Below are 17,031 nucleotides of genomic sequence, written 5' to 3' on the forward strand. Positions count from 1 at the left end.
GGACCGTCGCATGTTAATGCCGGGTGGCGGTTAACGCCATTTTACCGGCGTTTAACGAGAATTTAACCGAATTTACTCCGGGGCGTCGGCCGTGCCGTCGCCCCCGACCCCGAACAGGTCGTCGACCGCGGCCCGCGCCGCCCGCGCGGCCTCGTCCGCGACCGCCTCCGGGTCCGCCTCGTCGTCCGGCGCGTTCAGGTAGACGTCGACGTCGAGGACCCCCTCCTCGAACGTCACCGTCACGTCCAGGTCGCGGACCGCGGACTGTCGGTAGTTCGCGAACACCACTCCCTCGGCGGCCTCGGCCGCCGTCCGGACGACCGTCTCGTCGTCCGGGTCGTCGTCGGCCACTGCCTTACGCGCCGCCGGCGCCGCCCGGGCCCATCGGGCCACCGCCGCCGCCCGCGCCGCCCTGCAGCATCTGCTGGAGTTCCTGCTGGAGCGACTCGAACTGCTCGCGGACGCGCTCCTCCTGCTTGCTCAGCTGTTCGACGCGGACCTCCAGGCTGTCGACCTTCTCCTCCAGGTCGTCGTAGGCCTCGTCGTACTCCGTCTCGACGAGGAGTTCGCCGACCTCTCGGTACATGACGGTGTCCTCCTCGATGTCGTCGAGGGCCTCCAGCGCCGTCTCGGACTCGTTGAGTTGGGTCTCGGCCTGCTGTTTCTGGGCCGCGACCTGCTGGGCCGTCTCCTGGAGATCCTGCAGTTCTTCGAGTTTCTCCTGGGCCTCCGGCGGCAGATTTCCTTGCATGGGCGAACCGTCGAGTCCCGGAGTGAAAAAGCCCCGTATTCCCGACTCGTCGTCGACCGCCGAGACCCCCGCGTCAGGGCGCCCCGTCTCGTCGGCCGGCGGTTTCGGCCACGCGCTCCGCCACGTCGAGCAGCCGAATCCAGGTGTTCGTCCCCGCCCGGAGTGCGACGAGGTCGGCCGCACCGATCCGCACTCGGACCGTCCGCCCGTCACGGTCGACCCGCGCCGCCGACCGCGCGTCGTCGATTTCGCCGACCTCGACGCGGACGCTCCGCTCGACGACCGTCGCGCGTCGCTCCGTGTCGTACTCGAAACTGAGGCAGAGGTGGTGTGGCGCGTCGTCTCGGGCGGCGTCGGCCACGACGCTACTCGACGTCGACTTCCTTGATCGTCGGGGCGCGCTCCTTCAGGAGCACGCGGTGCCCGCAGTACGGACACCGGACCCCGCCGTACTCGTCGAGTTCGACGTCGCGCTTACACCGGGAACACTTGTAGCTCATTCCTCGTCGTCGGTCGAGAGCGCGGCGCGGATCGACCGTCGGACGGTGCGGCCGCCGGGCGTCTCCGGCCGGTACGCGCCGCCGGTGAAGACCTCGCCCGTCTCCTCGTTCTTCCAGACGCCCGTCCCGATACGGGTCACGCTGTCGCCGTCCAGCGTCGCGTTCTGCATGTCGCTCTCGATCTCCTTGACCCGTCGGCGGGCGACGCGCCCGTATCGCGCGCCGAACCGGCCCGCGCTCCCGGTACTGCGTGCCTTGTTCTCGGCCATAGTACTGATCGATACCGGCAGCGAACGGATAAACCCTGCGAGTCCGGCCTACTGCAGGCCCACCGCCGCGAGTTCCTCGTTCAGGTCGTCCCGGACCCGCTCGCCCGTCTCGCGGTCCATCGCCGTCGTGACGATCCGGTTTTCCTGCACGCTCGACCCGTCCCGCAGGAGGAGGCGGACGTTGCCGTTGTCGTCGGCCCGCGTCACCTTCGCCCGCAGCCCCGACTGCGACCCCGTCCCGCCGGCGTCGATGGGGCCGGGGACGATCTTCTTCACGTGTGGGTGTTCCGCGACCGTCGAGATCGCCTGCCGGCCGCTCCGGCCGCCGATCAGCGTCGTGTGTCGCCCGCCGAGTTTCTCCCTCGGCGGCGTCTCGACCACCTCCAGCGCGCGCTCGCCCCGCCGATCCAGCACCGCGGCCACGGGGTCCTCGCCCGCGACGCGGTAGAACTCGTAGTGGGTCTCGGCCCGCACCGCACGGATGACCTCGCGATCGCCCGCCGCGAACACCGTCTCCGGGCGCTTGCGACGGATCTCGTCGGCGATCCGTCCCGCGAAGTTGCGGCGCTCGACCACCCGACTCCGACCTTCCTCCTCCGGGCGGGTGGTGATGGCCGTCTCCCCCAGCACCTCCTCCCCGTCGAGCATGGTCAGCCGGGCGCGGTCCTCGGCCACGTCGAGCACGACGGCGTCGCAGTTGCCCGTGTGACAGACCAGACAGTAATCACCCGGGCGATCCAGCGGGGACCCGCACCGCCGACACTCCATGCCGGCCGCAGGCGCGCGCGCCGGATAAGTCCGTCCTTCGCCGCCGACGGAGGGCACAAAACCCATCCGTGTCGGCGACACACGCCCGCGCATGGTCCCCTCGTCCCGCCAGCGAGTCCTCCTCGCCGCCCTCGTCGTCGGGGCCGTCTTCGCCCCCCTCGCCACGGGGGCGGCGACCGCCAGTCCCCGCCCCGTTCCGGTCTGTTCGCCCTGCGAACGCGGGTTCGTCTCCGCGGCACAGACCCACGACCACCCCGTTCGGATCGAACGCAGCACCGCCACGATGCGGGTCCACCGGAACGGCTCCGCGACGTGGACCGTCGAGAACCGGCTGAACGACTCCGCCGCCGCGGCGTTCCGCGAGAACGCCACGCTCCGCCGGTCGGTCGCCGAGGACGCCGTCTCGATCCACGACGCCCGCCTCCTCTCGACGGGCGTCGACGGCGACACCGTCCGGCTGCGCTACCGGACGCCGACCGTCGCCACGGACGCGCCCGGCGGCGTCCTCCGCGTCGGCTACTTCCGCGACGACCCCGGCGCGATGGTCCGTGCCGGCCTCGGCGCCGACCGCCTGACGCTCGTCGCCCCCGAGGGGATGGTCGTCGAGCGCGGCCTCCCCGGCGCCGACGTCTCCGACCGCCGGATGACGGTCACGTCCTTCGAGGGGTCGGGCGACGGGCCGTTCGTGACGCTCGCTCCCGAGGGATCGCTCCTCGCGCCGCTGTGGAGTCTCGTCGCCGTCGCCGCCGCCCTCGCCGGCGTCGTCGGCCGCAACCTCCTCTTGCTGGTCGCCCTCCCGTCCGCGGTGTTCGCGGGCGGCCTCGCGCTCGTCGCGTGGACCGTCGGCCGCACCGACCTCGGGTCGACGACCACCCCCGACCGCCGCGCGCTCGCCGTCCTCGGCCTCGGCGCCCTCGCGCTCGCCCACCCCCTCTACGCCGGCGCCGTCGTCGCCGGGTCGACGCCCCCGCTGCTCGCCGTCGGCGTCGGCGCCGTCGCCCTCGGCGGCGCCCTCGCGCTGCCGACCGTCCGCGACCGCCTCTCGCCGTCCCGTCTCGCAGCCGTCGTCGTCGGCGCGTTCGCCCTCGCCGTCGTCGCCGCGCTCCTCCTCCGGGCGCTCCCCCTCGGCGACCTCTCGATCCGCGACGACGCGAACGTCCTGACGCTCGTCCTGCCGGCGCTCCCCCTCTACGCCGTCACGCTCGTCGGCTACGCGGCCGCCCACACGTCGCTGCGCCGCGCGCTGGCCGCCGCCGTCGCCGCCCTCGCGCTCGTCCTGGCGACGACGTTCTCCATCGCGTCGCAGGGCGGGACGCTCTACTTCCTCGGCGTCGTCCTCGCCGTCCTCGGCGCCGTCGCGGGCGTCGTCCTCGGCGTCCCCTTCTTCCTGCTCGGCTACGGGCTGCCCGGTCCGGACGGCCGCGGGGACCGACGGAACGCCGGCGCGACGGCCTAGAGGTCCCGCGGGTCGGCCTTCAGGAACTCACGGAGGACGGCGGTGGCGTACGACCCCCGCGGGAGCGAGAAGGAGAGGGTGAGGGGGTCGCGCTCGACGGTCAACTCCGTGTCCACGAGTATCGCCCGCCGGGTGCCCGACGAGTCGAAGTTGCCGGGGAGGTCGAAGTCGGCCGGCGAGAGCCCCAAGTCGTCGAGCACCGAGCGCTCGACGTCGCCGGGGTCTCCCTCGCCGAGGGTCGTCTCGGTACCCACGAGCGGCGCGGTGACGAACGCCCGCCCCCGCTCGCAGTGGCGGGCCACCACGTCCACCCGGTCTTCGGTCACCCGCTGGACGCGGTCGGTGTCGGGGAGGCGCAGGTCCGCCGGGGCGTCCGCGTCGGCGAAACAGACCACGTCCCCGGCGACGGGCCGGTCGAAGGGGAGGCCGCGACGCAGGCGCTCCGAGCAGATGCGGTTGAAGGCGACGGACTGCGCCGCGTTGACGAACAGTCGCTGCAGGTTCCAGGGCACCGCCTCCAGCGCGGCACGGAAGTCCGCCGGGTCCCGGCCGCCGTTCTCGACCAGCCGGTGGAGCATCGACCGCTCGTAGCCGAGGTGGCCTGGCGTCGCCTCCAGCGCGGCCCGCCAGTCGGGGTCGTCGCTCGCCGCCACCGCCTCGACCGTCGCCCTGGCCTCCCGCGTCCGTTCCGGCTCCGTCTCGGCGGGATTGCCGACGTACGCCAGGACGGCCTCGCGCCACTCCTCGCGGACGACGTGCAGGCCCACCTCGTGGGTGACGGGTCGCCGACTGCCGAACCGCTGGTGGCCGAACCAGTTCGGCACCGCGGGCCGACCGCCGCCGAACGCCCGGAGCGCGTCGCGGACGTCGCCGACGGCGTCGGGTCGCTCCGGCTCGCTCACCCGGATCTCGAAGGCGTTGCCCGCCAGGTCCCCGAATTCGAGGTTGCGTCCCGTCCGCCCGAGCGCCTCCAGGTCGGCCCCGTCGAGGGCGGGCAGGTCGGGGGCCTCGATGCCACGGATCGAGAACAGTTGCGTCGTGACCGCGCGCTTGTCCTTGGTGCCGGCCCACGACACCCGCTCGCGGCTCACGCCGAGGGCGTCCGAGAGCGCGCCCGCGAAGTCGTTGGTGTCCCAGTCGGTGAGCGTCGCCCGGACGAGCAGGTGGGGGTACGCCGACGGGTCGGCGTCGAGCGGTTCCGGGTCGACGGCTTCGAGTTCCCGCACCCGGAAGTCCGCGGGCGTCCCCCGGAGGCGGCCGCCGACGCCGTCGCCGTCGCTCACGTAGTAGTCGATGCCGACCTGCCGTTCCAGCGGGTGTGCCTCGCGCATCTCGTCGTCGCCCCGGCCGTTCGCGTCGCCGACGGGTGAGGGTGTCGGTTCCCCCGCCCCGTCAGCCGACGACCCCCGCCACCTCGGCGATCAGGAGGAGGCCGACGCCGACGCCGAGGACGCCCGCGAACGCCCGGAGCGCCCGCTCGACGCCCGTCCCGAGCGCCCGGCCCCACAGGGCGGACACCGCCGCCATCGTCAGCACCGACCCGACGGCGAAGGCTGCGAGGAACGAGGTGGCGGTCGGGAGGTCGGGCGCCGTCGACACCAGCGCGACCACGAGCGCCCCGCTCCCGGCGACGCCGTGGAGCGCGCCGACGAACAGCGAATCGCCGTGCAGGTGGACGTGACGCCCCAGGGACAGGCTCCCCACGTCGAGGTGGCGGTGGAGTGGATGGGTCCCGTGGGCGTGTTTCCGGCGGTCGACAACCCCGGCGAGCATCCGCACGCCGAGGTAGACGAGGACGACGCCGACGACCGCCTCGACCGGGCGGACGACCGACTCGGGGAGACTCACGCCCAGGCGGACGGCCGCGAGCCCCAGGATCGCGATGGGGAGGGTGTGGCCGACGCCCCACGAGGCGCCGACGAGACCCGGATGCGCGCGACCGGTCCCCGTCCGGGACTCCCCCTCACCGTCCCCGTCGACCAGCGTCGCCACCGCGGCGAGGTGATCCGTCTCCAGTGCGTGGCGGGCGCCCAGGGCACCGCCGGCGACGAGGGCGGTGGCGAGTGACATACCGCACACTCGTCGACCCGTCACTTAGGGGTTGCCGTCCGTCAGTACAGCGAGAGGTCGCCCGTCACCCGGTCCACGTCCTCGTCGTCGCCCGGCCCCACCGCGAGCGCCGTCACCGTCCCCGGGTCCAGTTGCGTGTGGCCGGCGTCGCGAACGATGGCGTTCGGGAGGCCCGCCCGCTCGGCTGCGTCGGCCAGTTCGAACAGCTGCGACTCGCCGCTCGCCTTCAGGACGACCTTCTTCTGTCCCTCGCCCTTCCACGCCCGCCTCGTCCGCTCGTCTGCGTCCTCGTACGCCGAGAGCGCGGCGTGGGCGACCTGTGCGGCGAGCTTCCCCTGACCCATCCCGATGTCGGTTCGCGCGACGATGGCCTGTTTCATGGCTCACCGTCCACGCGGGCGGGCCAAAGCGTCGTCGGTCGGCCCTCGCTCCTCGCTCGACCCGAAACGTCGCGTTCGGCCTCAGTACGCGTCGGCGTCGACCAGTCGCGCCGCGATGCGCTGGGCGCCGACCGCCGCGGAGAGCTCCGGCCGCTCCGGCGCCACCGCCTCCACCTCGCGCTGGAGTTCGTCGCTCAGGCGCTCCTCGAACTCCTCGACGATGCCCGGGATGCAGGCCATCCCGCCCGTGAGGACGATGGGGCGGTCCAGCGCCAGCTGGTAGACCTTGATGTGGTCGTTGGCGAGTTCCGGCAGGAAGGCGTTCGCCACCTCGTCGACGGCCTCGTCGACGTACTCGTCGACCGCGTCCATGACGCTGCGCTCGATGGTGAACTCGTGGGAGCCGCCGCCGGGCTGCTGGATCACGTCCGTGAACGGCTCGAAGTCGACGAAGTCGGCGTGTTCCTCCTTGTACTCCCGGGCGGTCGTGGTGTCGACGTTGACCCGCCCCTGGGTCTCCTCCTCGACGTAGTTGGCGATGCGGCGGTCGACCTCGTTGCCCGTCACCGCGCCCGTGGTGAAGGGGACGAGCTGCTCGCCGCGGCGGTACGCCGAGGCTTCGAGGTTCGTCGACCCCAGGTTCACGGTGACGAAGATGTCCTCGACGGCCTCCAGGCCGTCGCCGAGGGCCGGGACCGACCCGCAGAGCGATTCGGGGTAACTGCGGATCAGCGCCTCGCCGACCGCGCTCCCCTCGATGACCGCCTGCAGGTTCTCCAGCCCTCGCTCGTTGTCGATGGTCGGGATGGCGTACACCACCGCGCTGTCCGTCGGGACGTCGTTCGCCTCGATGACCTCCTCGAAGAACGTCGCGGTCAACGCCGCGCGGTCCTCGTCCTCCGGGAGCCCGGAGCGGAGGGTGTACTGCACGCGGTCGGGGTACTCCGTCGCCGCCTCCTCGCCGTAGAGGACGCGCTCCTCGCCCGTGATGACGTCCTCGTAGGTGGCGAGGCAGGTGAGCGTCTTGACCGTTCGCAACCCGTCGCCGTCGGGGATGGCGATGACCGTCCGGGTGCTCCCGAGTTTCACGCCGATTGCCGTCGGCTCGTCGTCGCCTGCGGTCGTCTCGTCGCCCGCGTTTTCGTCGGAGTCGCTCATGCGGCCGCGGCTACACGCGGGTGTGGTAAATAAGCACTCCCGGGGTCATCGGCCGGCCAGCGTGGCCAGGCGGGCGACGTAGTGCAGGCTCACCCGGTGGTCGTCCGCGTCGAGGTCGTTGGCCGCGTTCGCCCGCGCGTCGTCGATGCCCGGGAGGTAGGCGTGGAGCGCCTCGGCCGCGTCGCCGCCGAGCCACCCGACGGACGCGTAGAAGTCCAGGGCGTCGGCCACCGACTCGCGACCCGCCTGCAACACGAGGAACTCCAGCCACTCGAAGATCAGCGCCTCGGCCGTCAGCGACGCCGGGAGCGCAGGGAGGTACGGGCGCTCGCGCGGTCCCTCCCGCCCCTCCATCGTGACCAGGTCGCGAGCCACCGACGCCTCGAAGGCGGCGTCCGCCGGCGGGCGGTCCGTCGACCGCTCCCCTTCCGCGGCGTCGTCGGCCTCCGGGGCCGCGTCGTCGCCCGGCCACCTCGCCTCGCTACGGGGCGACGCGCTACGGGGCGACGCGCCGCTGGCCGCCCGGAGTTCGTCGAGGTCGTAGTTCCGCGGATCGATGGCCATTCGAACGGCGGGGGGTACGGCTGCCGGCGAATTAAACCTTCCCGACAGTCAGCCGCGCGTCCGACGCCGCGCGGGCCGACCGCCCCTCGACCGGGCGAAATCCTTATCCTGCCGCTCTCGTGGGATACGCTCGATGCCGTCCCGCGTCGCGCTCCGCGTGCTCGGTGTCGTGCTCGGCGTCGCCTTGCTCTCGGTCGGCGCCGTCTTCGGCGGGATACCGCTGTTCAACGAGTACCAGAAGTACCAGCAGGTCGAGACGGCCCGACCGGTGAACGCGACGGTGGTCGACACCTCGATCTCGCGGCGGGTCGACGACGACCTGCGCGTCCGGGAGGTCCGCTACACGGTGCGGGTCACCTACCGCTACGCCGTCGACGGGGAGACGTACACGAGTCGGAACGTCGTTCCGCCGGGCGCGGGTGGTGCCGGCGCCGTCGTCGCGGACACGCGGGCGGAAGCCGAGAACGTCACCGCCGCCTACGACGCGGGCGACGTCGTGACCGCCCACGTCGTCGCCGGCGATCCATCGGTGGCGTTTCTGCGTCCGCGGCGACCGGGGCCGCTGTCCCTCCTGCTCCCCCTCGGCCTCGCGCTCTTCCCGCTCTCGCTCGGCGCCGTCGCCCTCGCCACCGGCGCGGGCGTCCTCGACCCGTCGACGACCGCGTGGTGGCGGCGACTGGTCGGCGTCCTCGCGACGCTCCTCCCGCTGCTCCCCGTGGGCACCGGGGTCGGCGTCGGCCTCGCCGTCGCGGAGCCGTGGTGGGCTGACGGCCTGATCGTCGCGGGGGGGCTGGTGGCCGTCGCCCTCCTCCTCCGGCGCACCGCGCCGATGGTCCTGTTCGGTCGGCGCTGGGGCGGGTGAGCCCAGGGGTCGGACGGCCACGGATCCGGGCGGACGCGACCGGGCGGCCTCACACGCCGACGCCGAGCGCCCGGTTCAGGAGCAACGCGGCGACGAGGAGGGCCAGGAGCCCGGCGACGAGGCCGTAGGCCGCGAACCAGCCGACGGACCCCGCGACCGTCCCCGTCACGCCGCTGCCGAGCGAACTGCCGAGCAGCAGGATCGTCCGCACGAGGCCGAACCCCGTCCCGCGCTCGTCCGCCCCGAGGTGGTCCATGAACCGGGAGTTGAGCACGCCCGGCCACGAGAGGCCGAGGCCGACGAGCCCCGCGCCCGCGACCACCGCGACGGTCCCGCCGCCGCCGAACAGGAAGCAGGCGTAGCCGCCGACGCCCGCGAGGAAGGAGCCGACGAGCGCCGGGTCCCGGCCCGTCGTGTCCGACACCCACCCCAGTCCGGGGGCGGTGACGATCGTAAGCGCGAACACCGCGCCGAACACGAGGCTCGCGCGCCCGGTCGTGAGCCCCACGTGAGCCGTGAGGAACGTCGGGAAGAAGGAGGCGAACGACTGCCAGGTGAAGAAGGCCACCGTGGCCAGCAGGGTCGTGAACCCGATGCTCGGTCGGGTCAGAAGCGCGATCAGCCGGCGGGGGGAGACCCCGACGGCCGACGCGTCGCCGCCGCGCGGCGGCGTCTCGGGGACCCGCCACGCGAACAGGACGAGCACCACCGGCGCGACGGCCGCGGGGACGAGCAGCCCCGCCCGCCAGTCGAACCGGGCGGCGACGGCGGCGCTCGCGACGGGCGCGATCAACCCCGCCGTCGACGCTCCGATCTCGTGGATGCCGAGCGCGCGCCCCGTGTCGTCGAACTGCGTCGTGAGAAACGAGGTGCCGGCGGTGAAATACAGCCCCGCGGACGCCCCGAGCGCGACGGCCGCGACGGCGAAGACGGCGAAGCTCCGGGCGTTCGCGAGCGCGAGGCTCGTCGCGGCGATGCCGCCCATCGCGAGCAGGATCACGCGCCGCTCCCCGATCCGGTCGGCGACGATCCCGCCCGGGAACTGAAAGAGGGCGTAGGCGGCCCACATCCCCGAGAGGGCGATCCCGACCGTCCCGGTCGTGACGCCGAACGCGTCGATGATGCCGGGGACGAGCGGGCTGGGTGCCAGCCGCGCGACCATCGTCACGAAAAACGCCGCGGTCGTCACGCCGAGCAGATCCCAGCCGCTGGTTCGGTCCATCGTCGGGCGGTCACCCCCGACCCGCTTCGTTCTTGGGTTCGCGGTGCATCCCGCCGCGAGGCTTTTTACTGCCCCGGCGACTGGGTTGGGGTATGGACCCGGGGGACGTCGAGTACGAACCGGTCAGCGTGAAGGCCGTGCTCGTCGAGATGAAGGACACGGCCGAACTCCTCATCGACCTGTCGTACTCGGCGGTCCTCCACGGGAGCGACGAGGTGGCCGCCGAGGTGCTGGAACTCGAAGAGCGGATGGACGTGTTGCAGATGCAGGCGCGGATGAGCCTCCTGATGGCCGCCCGGAGCCCGGAGGACGCCGAGAAGCTGGCGCCCGTCCTCGGCGTCGTCGGCGCCGCCGAGAAGATCAGCGACGCCGCGGGCGACATCGCCAAGGTGGTGCTGGAGGACATCGGCGTCCCCGAGGCGATGCGGGCCGCGATTCCGGAGGCCGTCGAGTCGGTCGTCCGCGCCCAGGTCGCCCCCGACTCCGACTACGTCGGCGCCTCGCTCGGCGGCCTCAACCTCGAGACGGAGACGGGCGTCCGGGTGATCGCCCTCCGGCGCGCCGGCGAGTGGATCGTCAACCCGGACCGCGAGACGACGTTCGAGGCCGGCGACGCCGCCCTCCTCCGGGGCACCGAGACGGCGCTGTCGGCGGTGTACGAAACCGCCACCGGCGACGCCTACGAGCCGCCGTCGGCGGTCGACTCCACCATCGACGACCTGGACCGCGCGGTCGACTCCATCGTCCTGATGAAGAACATGAGCGAACTCGCGGTGGATCTGGCCTACGGCGCCGTCCTCTTCGACAGCGAGGGCGTCGCCGAGGAGGTCGTCGAACTCGAAGCCGAGGTCGACGCCCTCAAATCGCGGTTCGAGGCGTGGGTGTTGCGCGCCGCCGGCCGGGTCGAGGACCCCATCACCCTCCGGGGGCTCGTCCACCTCGCGAGCGCGACGGAGGTCATCAGCGACGCCGCCCTGGAGATCAGCGAAGGGGTCCTCCGGGGCCTCGACACCCACCCCGTCGTCGCCGCCGCCGTCGAGGAGTCCGACGAGGTGATCGTCAGGGTGGGCGTGGCCGCCGGGAGCCGGCTCGCCGACGCCTCGCTCGGCGATCTGGAGGTGAAAACCGAGACGGGGATGCGCGTCATCGCCGTCCGCCGCGGCGACGGCGACTGGGTCATCTCGCCCGGGCCCGGGACGACCGTCCACGCCGACGACGTGCTGATCGCGAAGGGGACCCGCGACGGCGCGGCGCGGCTGTCGGAACTGGCCGGCGACGCCTAGAGGCGACGTGCGAGGCGGACGGCGGTCGCCGCCGTCAGCGCCGTCGTCACGAGGAGCGCCGTCGCCGAGGCGAGGACGACCCCGAGGAGGAGAAACCACCCCTCGGGGCCGACGAACGGGTACCGTTGGGTGCCGGCGTTCGGGCCGAGCAACTCGAAGACGCGAACGAGGTAGACGAGCACCGCGAGGACGGCGCCGGCGGCGACGCCGACGGCGGCGTTCCGCCGCACCTCCAAGGCGTCGAGCAGTCCCGTCGTCCGTGGCCGATCCGGTCGGTCGTCGCTCACGGTCGTCGTCGGGCCTCCACGATCAAAGCCCCGTCGTTGTGTCGGCGGCGGTCGCCCCGTCACGCCCCGACGCCGTCCCCCGGCCGCCGCGCGCAGGGATCGAATCGCTCAAAGGGGACGAGTTCCTGTGTCGAACAATGACTTCGGTGGGAAGCGCGGACGCGTCGCCGGGAACGGTCGACACCGGCCGCCTCGAAGCCGGCGAGACGCGCGACGGCAGCACGTTCGGCCTCCCCGTGGCCGTCGTCGAGGGCGCCCGCGACGGGCCGACCCTCTACATCCAGGCGGCCAGCGACGGCGACGAACTCAACGGCGTGGGCGTGGTGCAGCGCCTCGTTCCGCAACTCGACCCCGACGAACTCGCGGGGACGGTGATCGCCGTCGGCATCGTCAACTACCACGCCTTCCAGGTGGCCGAACACCGCAACCCCATCGACGACACGAAGATGAACCGGGCCTACCCCGGCGACGAGAACGGCACGTCGAGCGAGCGCATCGCCGCCGTCACCTACGGGGTCGCCAAGGAGGCCGACCTCGTCCTCGACCTCCACCAGGGCTCGACGAGTCGGATGATCGACGAGGTCCGGGTCCGGTGCGGGCGCCGCCACCGCCTCCACTCGGAGTGTCTCGACCTCGCGAAGACGTTCGGCTGTGGCTACGTCCTCGACCAGAAGGGCCCCGACGGGCAACTGGCCCGCGTCGCGCCCTCGGACGGCGTGCCCGCGGTCGACCCGGAACTCGGCGGCGCCGTCGGCTGGGACGAGGACAGCATCGCCACGGGCGTCGAGGGCGTCTTCAACGTCCTCCGCGGCTACGACTTCCTCGACGGCGACGCGTCCGTGGAGGCCCAGACCCGCGCCAAGGGGTTCGACCAGTACGGCTCGCCGGTCGGCGGCCTCGTCCGCTACCGCCACGACCTCGGCGACCGCGTGACCGAAGACGAGACGCTGTTCGAAGTGACCGACCCCTTCGGCGGCCTGAAGGCCCGGATCACCGCCGACAACGACGGCATCTTCTGGCGGAGTCGGCGCCTCCCCCAGGTGGCGACCGGCGAGTACGTCTGCTCCGTCGGGAAGAACGTCGACTCCTACTGATGGCCGTCGACCTCGTCTGTCCGGCGTGCGGGGAGACGTTCGCCGACCGCTGGCGATGTACCTGCGGCGCCCCCCTCGAGTTCGCCTCGTGCCCGCGTCCGGAGGGTCCCGCCCCCGACCGCTCGGCGTTCGACCCGCGTCGCGGCCTGTGGGCGTTCGACGACTTCATCCCCGTCGAGCCGTCGGTCACGCTGGGCGAGGGGTTCACGCCGCTGGTCGACGCCCCCTCCCTGGACGCGACCGTCAAACTGGAGTACGTCTCGCCGACCGGGAGCTTCAAGGACCGCGGCGCCGCGACGGTCGTCTCCCGGGCGGTCGAGGTCGGCGCCGACCGGGTGATCGAGGACTCCTCGGGCAACGCCGGTGCGGCCATCGCCGCCTACGCCGCCCGCGCGGGCCTCGACGCGGACGTCTACGTCCCCGCGTCGGTCGCGGCGGCGAAGCGGCGGGCCATCGAGGCGACGGGCGCGCGCGTCGTCGAAATCGAGGGGGACCGCGAGGCGGTCGCCGAGGCGTGTCGGGAGGCGGTGGGCGAAGCGTCGCCCCGGGGAGACGGCGACGCCGTCGGTGGCGGGTGGTACGCCAGCCACGCCTGGAACCCGGCCTTCTTCGCCGGCACCGCCACGTTCGGGGTCGAACTCGCCGCCCAGCGGGACTGGTCGGTCCCCGACGCCGTCGTCGTCCCCCTCGGCCACGGGACGCTCCTGCTCGGCGCCTACCGCGGCTTCCGCGCCCTCGCCGATGCGGGGTGGATCGACGGACTGCCCCGCCTCCTGGCCGTGCAGGCGACGGGCTACGCCCCCGTGGCTGACGGGCGGGGCGGCGCCGATCCGGACGCGGACGCCAACGACCTCGCCGACGGCATCAGGATCCGGGAGCCGGTGCGACGCGCCCGGATCGAGGACGCCCTCGACGCGACCGACGGCGACGCCGTCGCGGTCCCGGAGGCGGCGGTTCGGGACGCGCTGGCCGACCTGCGGGAGTCGGGGTTCGCCGTCGAACCCACCGCCGCCGTCGCCCCGGCGGGCCTCCGCGCCTACCGCGACCGAGGGGTCGTCGGGGCGGACGCGGACGTGGTCGTCCCCCTCACCGGCCGCGCGAAGTGACTCACCGGATCTCGTCGACGGCGATGAAGGAGTCGTCGGTCGCCGTGATCCAGGCCGTGAGCCGCCGGTCTTCGGGCACGTCCGACGGGTAGATCGTACACTGACTGCCGTCGCAGCCGACGGCCTCGATGGCGTGATCGAGCGCGAACGTGGGCCACCGGTCGAGCGCGGGACTGTCGACGGCCACCGGTCGGTCGCCCTCCCCGGTCGAACTCACGGGCGGCCTCCCGGACGTGCGATTCGCTGACACATCACGTCGACCGTCGCGCCCCGGCCCCTTCCCTATTCACCCCTTACTGCGGGTTAACGACTCATTGAACCCCGGAAACGCCGGCCTACCGTCACCGCTCGGGGTGGGTCGGCGCGTCGAACCCGCCCCGGATCAGCGGCTTGGCGACGTGTCGGCGGGCACACGGCGGCACTTCGTACCACCCCGGGTCGAGGCGACGGTCGAGTTCGCGCTCGACCCTGCCGGGGGCCGCCGTCCCGCAGTCCCGGCACCGGTAGCCCTGATCCCGCCCGGCGCTCTCCATCGACCGCCCGCAGTCCGGGCACGTCGGCACGACGCGTTCGGTCGTCACGGGGTCGCGGAGGGCGAACTTCTCGAGTTTGAGCGTGCCCTCTCCCACCTCGCCACAGACGGTCACGCGGTCGCCGGGACGGAGCGCCCGCACCCGGTCGCGGAACCGCTTTGTCGGTTCGAACGCGACGCAGGGCAGCGTCGCGCCGTCCTCGCGGAGCGTCAGGTGGACGTGCCCGCCCGCGCGCGTCTCGGGCGCGTCGTCGACGACGCCGTCGACGCGGTAGCTCCGTCCGTCCTCGACGCCCCCCACACGGCCCGGGCGCAGGTGGGCGTCGGTCCCCTGATTCGTCACGAACGTCGCCTCGCGGTCGACCGGTTCGCCCTCGATGGCTCGCGCGACCGACCGCACCGTCCCGGGGTCGTCCCCGCGGATGCCGTAGAGGATCGGCCCCGGCGCCGCGGGGACGCAGACGAGTTCCCCCTCCGTCCGGTCGACGGTGTCCCAGGCGTCGGGGTAGGCGTCCCGGGCCGCCGCCAGAACCGAGTCGCGGTCGACCTCCCGGGGCGTGCCACACCGCTCCAGTTCCCGGTACGCGACGTGTTCGTAGGTCCAGTCGTCGAAGGCGCGCCCGGCGCCGACGGCCGCGAGGGCGCCAACCCGCCCCCGGCCGCCGTCCCAGCCGCGGTTGCGGTAGTTCAGGTCGTCGAGCAGGCGTTCGGCCTCGCCGGGGTCGATCCGCTCCCGGAGCGCGCGGCGGGCGAACGCGGCGACCGAGTCGGGGACCGACGCCGCCGACCCCGCGGCGACGACCAGCCCCGGACTCGTCCGCGGGTCCTCGACGGCAGCCAGCGCCTCGATTTCGGCGGCCGCGACGTCGAACGCGCGGTCGGGGTCGAGGTCGGTCTCGACACACAGCGCGGCGTTGCCGCGGGTCTTCCACTCGACGGCGGGGTTGAGGCGGACCAGCCGTCGCTCCCTGAGGTCGCCCCCGGCGGCCGCGATGGCCGCGGCGACGCGGGTCGCCACGTACGTCGTGCACATCCCCCGTTCCCGGGAGTCGGTGTCGTCGAGGCCGACGAGCGTCACTGGGGGGGGCTACGCCGGGGGGCGTTGAAAGCCGTTTCGCGTCGACTGGCGCGCGGACCCGCCGCCCGACCGCTCGGCGGCCAATCGCCGGACGCCGACGGAATCGCCGACACAACTTATATATGTCACGGAGCGCTTACCTGCCGGTATGTCACGGTCAGCACTGGTCGGAAACATCACTGCGATGCTCCAGGACGCGGGATTCGTGGTGAGCGACCGGTGTTCGATTCGTCCCAAGAGCTTCGACCTGGCGGCGCGGCGCGGCGACGACCTGCTCCTGGTGAAGATCCTCGCCAACGTGGACGGCCTCGACGCCGAGACGGGCACCGAGATGCGGCGGCTCGGCTCGTACCTCTCGGCGACGCCGCTCGTCATCGGCCTGCGAACCCGCGACGAGGAGCTGAAACCGGAGGTGGTGTACTTCCGGCACGGCATCCCGGCGATCAACCCCGACACGGCCTTCGACCTGTTCGTCGAGAACGTCTCGCCGCTCATCTACGCGGCGCCCGGCGGTCTCTACGTCAACATCGACGGCGACCTGCTCTCCGACGAGCGGGAGGAGCGCGGCTGGAGTCTGGGTCGGCTGGCGACCGAACTCGGCGTCTCGCGGCGCACCGTCTCGAAGTACGAGGACGGCATGAACGCCAGCATCGAGGTGGCGGTCCAGTTGGAGGAGCTGTTCGACCAGCCGTTCAGCGACCCCGTGGACGTGATGGACGGCGCCGAGGACGTCCGCGAGGCCGACCCGACGCCCGAGGACCCGGCCCTCGACCCCGACGAGGATCACGTCCTCGCGGTCCTCGCCCGCGTCGGCTTCACCGTCCACCCGACGAACCGCGCCCCCTTCACCGCCGTCAGCGAGGACGGCGACCGCGAGATCGAGAACCTGCTCACCGGCCACTCGGCGTTCACCCGGAGCGCGGAGAAGCGCGCCCGGATCATGTCCTCGCTCGGCGAGGTGACCCGGACGCGGTCGGTGTACGTCACCGAGGAGCGCGAGAAGCGCGACGCCGTCGAGGGGACGGCGCTGGTGAGCCAGGAGGAACTCGCGGCGCTTCGGGACGCCGACGACTTGCGGGACCTGATCCTCGAACGCGCGCGGGCGCCGGCCGAGAGCTGAACGCCCCGATTTCGTCGGCCGCGCGACGACGACACATACGGTTATCGTGTTATGTGTCGTATATGTTCGTGGTGTTCAGCATGACGACCAGCCAGCAGCGACAGCACGAGCGAGCCGAACGGATCAGCGACGCCATCGTCCGGGCGTACAACCGGGGCGAGCCGGACCGGATCGACGACGTGTTCACCGACGACTTCGTCTGCCACCTGACCGGGGGTGGCGAAGTCCACGGGCCGGCGGGCTACAAGGAGCGCATCGACGCCGTGCGTGCGGCGTTCCCCGACTTCCGGAAGGAGGAGGTGTTCCTCGTCGTCGAGGACGACCGCGCGGCGGTCCGGTACCGCTGGAGCGGCACGCACGAGGGAGAGTTCGCGGGGATTCCGCCGACCGGAAAGCGCGTCGAGACGACGAGCGCGGCGCTTCTGCGCATGGAGAGCGACCGACTGGCCGAGATGTGGGCCTACAGCGACGGCGAGACGCTGATGCAACAGCTCGAATCCGAGGCGTAGGGGACCGAAGACGTATTTTGCC

The 17,031-nt window shown here is 72.8% G+C and carries 22 protein-coding genes; 7 read left to right on the top strand and 15 right to left on the bottom strand.

What is annotated here, in order from left to right; translation table 11 throughout:
* Positions 1-72: 72 nt before the first annotated feature.
* The 6 genes from NBT67_RS10715 to NBT67_RS10740 all read right to left on the bottom strand — a co-directional run bounded on the left by NBT67_RS10715 (position 73) and on the right by NBT67_RS10740 (position 2,288).
* Positions 73-351 (bottom strand): DUF3194 domain-containing protein, encoded by a 279-nt coding sequence (locus NBT67_RS10715; protein WP_251341712.1) that lies wholly within the window; start codon positions 349-351, stop codon positions 73-75.
* A gap of 4 nt (positions 352-355) precedes the next feature.
* Positions 356-751 carry a prefoldin subunit beta gene (locus NBT67_RS10720; RefSeq protein ID WP_251341713.1) on the bottom strand — a complete coding sequence of 132 codons (396 nt, stop codon included), beginning with the start codon at positions 749-751 and terminating at the stop codon, positions 356-358.
* Positions 752-824: 73 nt separating this feature from the next.
* Positions 825-1,112, bottom strand: coding sequence for a KEOPS complex subunit Pcc1 (locus NBT67_RS10725; RefSeq protein ID WP_251341714.1), 288 nt, complete (start codon positions 1,110-1,112; stop codon positions 825-827).
* Between the two features lie 4 nt (positions 1,113-1,116).
* Positions 1,117-1,251, bottom strand: a complete 135-nt coding sequence (locus tag NBT67_RS10730) for a DNA-directed RNA polymerase subunit P (protein ID WP_114448489.1) — start codon at positions 1,249-1,251, stop codon at positions 1,117-1,119.
* Positions 1,248-1,520: an eL43 family ribosomal protein gene (locus NBT67_RS10735; RefSeq protein WP_251341715.1), complete on the bottom strand. Its 273-nt coding sequence runs from the start codon at positions 1,518-1,520 to the stop codon at positions 1,248-1,250. Before NBT67_RS10735 ends, NBT67_RS10730 begins: the two co-directional genes overlap by 4 nt.
* Before the next feature lie 48 nt (positions 1,521-1,568).
* Positions 1,569-2,288, bottom strand: coding sequence for a DUF2103 domain-containing protein (locus NBT67_RS10740; protein ID WP_251341716.1), 720 nt, complete (start codon positions 2,286-2,288; stop codon positions 1,569-1,571).
* Between the two features lie 91 nt (positions 2,289-2,379).
* Between NBT67_RS10740 and NBT67_RS10745 the strand changes: the two genes are divergently transcribed.
* Positions 2,380-3,744 (top strand): hypothetical protein, encoded by a 1,365-nt coding sequence (locus NBT67_RS10745; RefSeq protein ID WP_251341717.1) that lies wholly within the window; start codon positions 2,380-2,382, stop codon positions 3,742-3,744.
* On the opposite strand, the gene truD is transcribed toward NBT67_RS10745, so the two are convergent.
* The 5 genes from truD to NBT67_RS10770 all read right to left on the bottom strand — a co-directional run bounded on the left by truD (position 3,741) and on the right by NBT67_RS10770 (position 7,916).
* On the bottom strand, positions 3,741-5,075 hold the full coding sequence (truD, locus tag NBT67_RS10750; RefSeq protein ID WP_251341718.1) for a tRNA pseudouridine(13) synthase TruD: 1,335 nt from the start codon (positions 5,073-5,075) through the stop codon (positions 3,741-3,743). The two genes, NBT67_RS10745 and truD, sit on opposite strands and share 4 nt — an antisense overlap.
* A 61-nt stretch (positions 5,076-5,136) precedes the next feature.
* Positions 5,137-5,814, bottom strand: coding sequence for a high-affinity nickel-transporter protein (locus NBT67_RS10755; protein WP_251341719.1), 678 nt, complete (start codon positions 5,812-5,814; stop codon positions 5,137-5,139).
* A 41-nt stretch (positions 5,815-5,855) separates the two neighbouring features.
* Complete coding sequence (gene pth2, locus NBT67_RS10760; protein WP_251341720.1) at positions 5,856-6,194, bottom strand: peptidyl-tRNA hydrolase Pth2; 339 nt, start codon at positions 6,192-6,194, stop codon at positions 5,856-5,858.
* An 81-nt stretch (positions 6,195-6,275) separates the two neighbouring features.
* Positions 6,276-7,352: an actin-like salactin gene (locus NBT67_RS10765; protein ID WP_251341721.1), complete on the bottom strand. Its 1,077-nt coding sequence runs from the start codon at positions 7,350-7,352 to the stop codon at positions 6,276-6,278.
* A 45-nt stretch (positions 7,353-7,397) separates the two neighbouring features.
* Positions 7,398-7,916, bottom strand: a complete 519-nt coding sequence (locus tag NBT67_RS10770) for a FlaD/FlaE family flagellar protein (RefSeq protein ID WP_251341722.1) — start codon at positions 7,914-7,916, stop codon at positions 7,398-7,400.
* A 133-nt stretch (positions 7,917-8,049) separates the two neighbouring features.
* On the opposite strand from NBT67_RS10770, the gene NBT67_RS10775 reads away from it, so the two are divergent.
* Positions 8,050-8,778, top strand: a complete 729-nt coding sequence (locus NBT67_RS10775; protein WP_251341723.1) for a DUF3592 domain-containing protein — start codon at positions 8,050-8,052, stop codon at positions 8,776-8,778.
* Positions 8,779-8,827: 49 nt separating this feature from the next.
* Here NBT67_RS10775 and NBT67_RS10780 read toward each other — a convergent pair whose 3' ends face one another.
* Positions 8,828-10,000, bottom strand: coding sequence for an MFS transporter (locus NBT67_RS10780; protein WP_251341724.1), 1,173 nt, complete (start codon positions 9,998-10,000; stop codon positions 8,828-8,830).
* A 92-nt stretch (positions 10,001-10,092) separates the two neighbouring features.
* Between NBT67_RS10780 and NBT67_RS10785 the strand changes: the two genes are divergently transcribed.
* The gene (locus NBT67_RS10785) at positions 10,093-11,283 is read left to right on the top strand and encodes a potassium channel family protein (RefSeq protein ID WP_251341725.1); all 1,191 of its coding nucleotides are present in this window, start codon (positions 10,093-10,095) and stop codon (positions 11,281-11,283) included.
* Here the strand turns inward: NBT67_RS10785 and NBT67_RS10790 are convergent.
* Positions 11,280-11,570, bottom strand: a complete 291-nt coding sequence (locus NBT67_RS10790; RefSeq protein WP_251341726.1) for a DUF7536 family protein — start codon at positions 11,568-11,570, stop codon at positions 11,280-11,282. The genes NBT67_RS10785 and NBT67_RS10790 overlap by 4 nt on opposite strands.
* Before the next feature lie 137 nt (positions 11,571-11,707).
* Between NBT67_RS10790 and NBT67_RS10795 the strand changes: the two genes are divergently transcribed.
* Positions 11,708-12,664 carry a succinylglutamate desuccinylase/aspartoacylase family protein gene (locus NBT67_RS10795; protein WP_251341727.1) on the top strand — a complete coding sequence of 319 codons (957 nt, stop codon included), beginning with the start codon at positions 11,708-11,710 and terminating at the stop codon, positions 12,662-12,664.
* Positions 12,664-13,770, top strand: a complete 1,107-nt coding sequence (locus NBT67_RS10800) for a threonine synthase (protein ID WP_251341728.1) — start codon at positions 12,664-12,666, stop codon at positions 13,768-13,770. The genes NBT67_RS10795 and NBT67_RS10800 overlap by 1 nt, the downstream gene beginning before the upstream one ends.
* 1 nt (position 13,771) lies before the next feature.
* Here NBT67_RS10800 and NBT67_RS10805 read toward each other — a convergent pair whose 3' ends face one another.
* Together NBT67_RS10805 and NBT67_RS10810 are read right to left on the bottom strand one after the other, a co-directional pair.
* A complete protein-coding gene (locus tag NBT67_RS10805; protein ID WP_251341729.1) occupies positions 13,772-13,987 on the bottom strand; it encodes a DUF7511 domain-containing protein in 216 nt (71 codons plus the stop codon).
* A 124-nt stretch (positions 13,988-14,111) separates the two neighbouring features.
* The gene (locus tag NBT67_RS10810; RefSeq protein ID WP_251341730.1) at positions 14,112-15,380 is read right to left on the bottom strand and encodes a tRNA(Ile)(2)-agmatinylcytidine synthase; all 1,269 of its coding nucleotides are present in this window, start codon (positions 15,378-15,380) and stop codon (positions 14,112-14,114) included.
* A gap of 148 nt (positions 15,381-15,528) precedes the next feature.
* Here NBT67_RS10810 and NBT67_RS10815 point away from each other — a divergent pair, with 148 nt between their 5' ends.
* Both NBT67_RS10815 and NBT67_RS10820 read left to right on the top strand, forming a co-directional pair.
* Positions 15,529-16,500 (top strand): transcriptional regulator, encoded by a 972-nt coding sequence (locus NBT67_RS10815; RefSeq protein ID WP_251341731.1) that lies wholly within the window; start codon positions 15,529-15,531, stop codon positions 16,498-16,500.
* An 80-nt stretch (positions 16,501-16,580) separates the two neighbouring features.
* Entirely contained in the window at positions 16,581-17,009 is a 429-nt protein-coding gene (locus NBT67_RS10820; protein WP_251341732.1) for an ester cyclase, read from the top strand.
* Positions 17,010-17,031 lie beyond the last annotated feature (22 nt).

Origin of the sequence: Haloplanus sp. GDY1, from assembly GCF_023703775.1 — an archaeon.
Taxonomy (GTDB): domain Archaea; phylum Halobacteriota; class Halobacteria; order Halobacteriales; family Haloferacaceae; genus Haloplanus; species Haloplanus halophilus.

Coding starts and splice junctions, on each gene's coding strand:
- NBT67_RS10720 (WP_251341713.1), bottom strand. CDS start 751: ATGCAAGGAAATCTGCCGCCGGAGGCCCAGGAGAAACTCGAAGAACTG.
- NBT67_RS10730 (WP_114448489.1), bottom strand. CDS start 1,251: ATGAGCTACAAGTGTTCCCGGTGTAAGCGCGACGTCGAACTCGACGAG.
- NBT67_RS10735 (WP_251341715.1), bottom strand. CDS start 1,520: ATGGCCGAGAACAAGGCACGCAGTACCGGGAGCGCGGGCCGGTTCGGC.
- NBT67_RS10740 (WP_251341716.1), bottom strand. CDS start 2,288: ATGGAGTGTCGGCGGTGCGGGTCCCCGCTGGATCGCCCGGGTGATTAC.
- NBT67_RS10745 (WP_251341717.1), top strand. CDS start 2,380: ATGGTCCCCTCGTCCCGCCAGCGAGTCCTCCTCGCCGCCCTCGTCGTC.
- truD (WP_251341718.1), bottom strand. CDS start 5,075: ATGCGCGAGGCACACCCGCTGGAACGGCAGGTCGGCATCGACTACTAC.
- NBT67_RS10755 (WP_251341719.1), bottom strand. CDS start 5,814: ATGTCACTCGCCACCGCCCTCGTCGCCGGCGGTGCCCTGGGCGCCCGC.
- pth2 (WP_251341720.1), bottom strand. CDS start 6,194: ATGAAACAGGCCATCGTCGCGCGAACCGACATCGGGATGGGTCAGGGG.
- NBT67_RS10765 (WP_251341721.1), bottom strand. CDS start 7,352: ATGAGCGACTCCGACGAAAACGCGGGCGACGAGACGACCGCAGGCGAC.
- NBT67_RS10770 (WP_251341722.1), bottom strand. CDS start 7,916: ATGGCCATCGATCCGCGGAACTACGACCTCGACGAACTCCGGGCGGCC.
- NBT67_RS10775 (WP_251341723.1), top strand. CDS start 8,050: ATGCCGTCCCGCGTCGCGCTCCGCGTGCTCGGTGTCGTGCTCGGCGTC.
- NBT67_RS10780 (WP_251341724.1), bottom strand. CDS start 10,000: ATGGACCGAACCAGCGGCTGGGATCTGCTCGGCGTGACGACCGCGGCG.
- NBT67_RS10785 (WP_251341725.1), top strand. CDS start 10,093: ATGGACCCGGGGGACGTCGAGTACGAACCGGTCAGCGTGAAGGCCGTG.
- NBT67_RS10795 (WP_251341727.1), top strand. CDS start 11,708: ATGACTTCGGTGGGAAGCGCGGACGCGTCGCCGGGAACGGTCGACACC.
- NBT67_RS10800 (WP_251341728.1), top strand. CDS start 12,664: ATGGCCGTCGACCTCGTCTGTCCGGCGTGCGGGGAGACGTTCGCCGAC.
- NBT67_RS10815 (WP_251341731.1), top strand. CDS start 15,529: ATGTCACGGTCAGCACTGGTCGGAAACATCACTGCGATGCTCCAGGAC.
- NBT67_RS10820 (WP_251341732.1), top strand. CDS start 16,581: ATGACGACCAGCCAGCAGCGACAGCACGAGCGAGCCGAACGGATCAGC.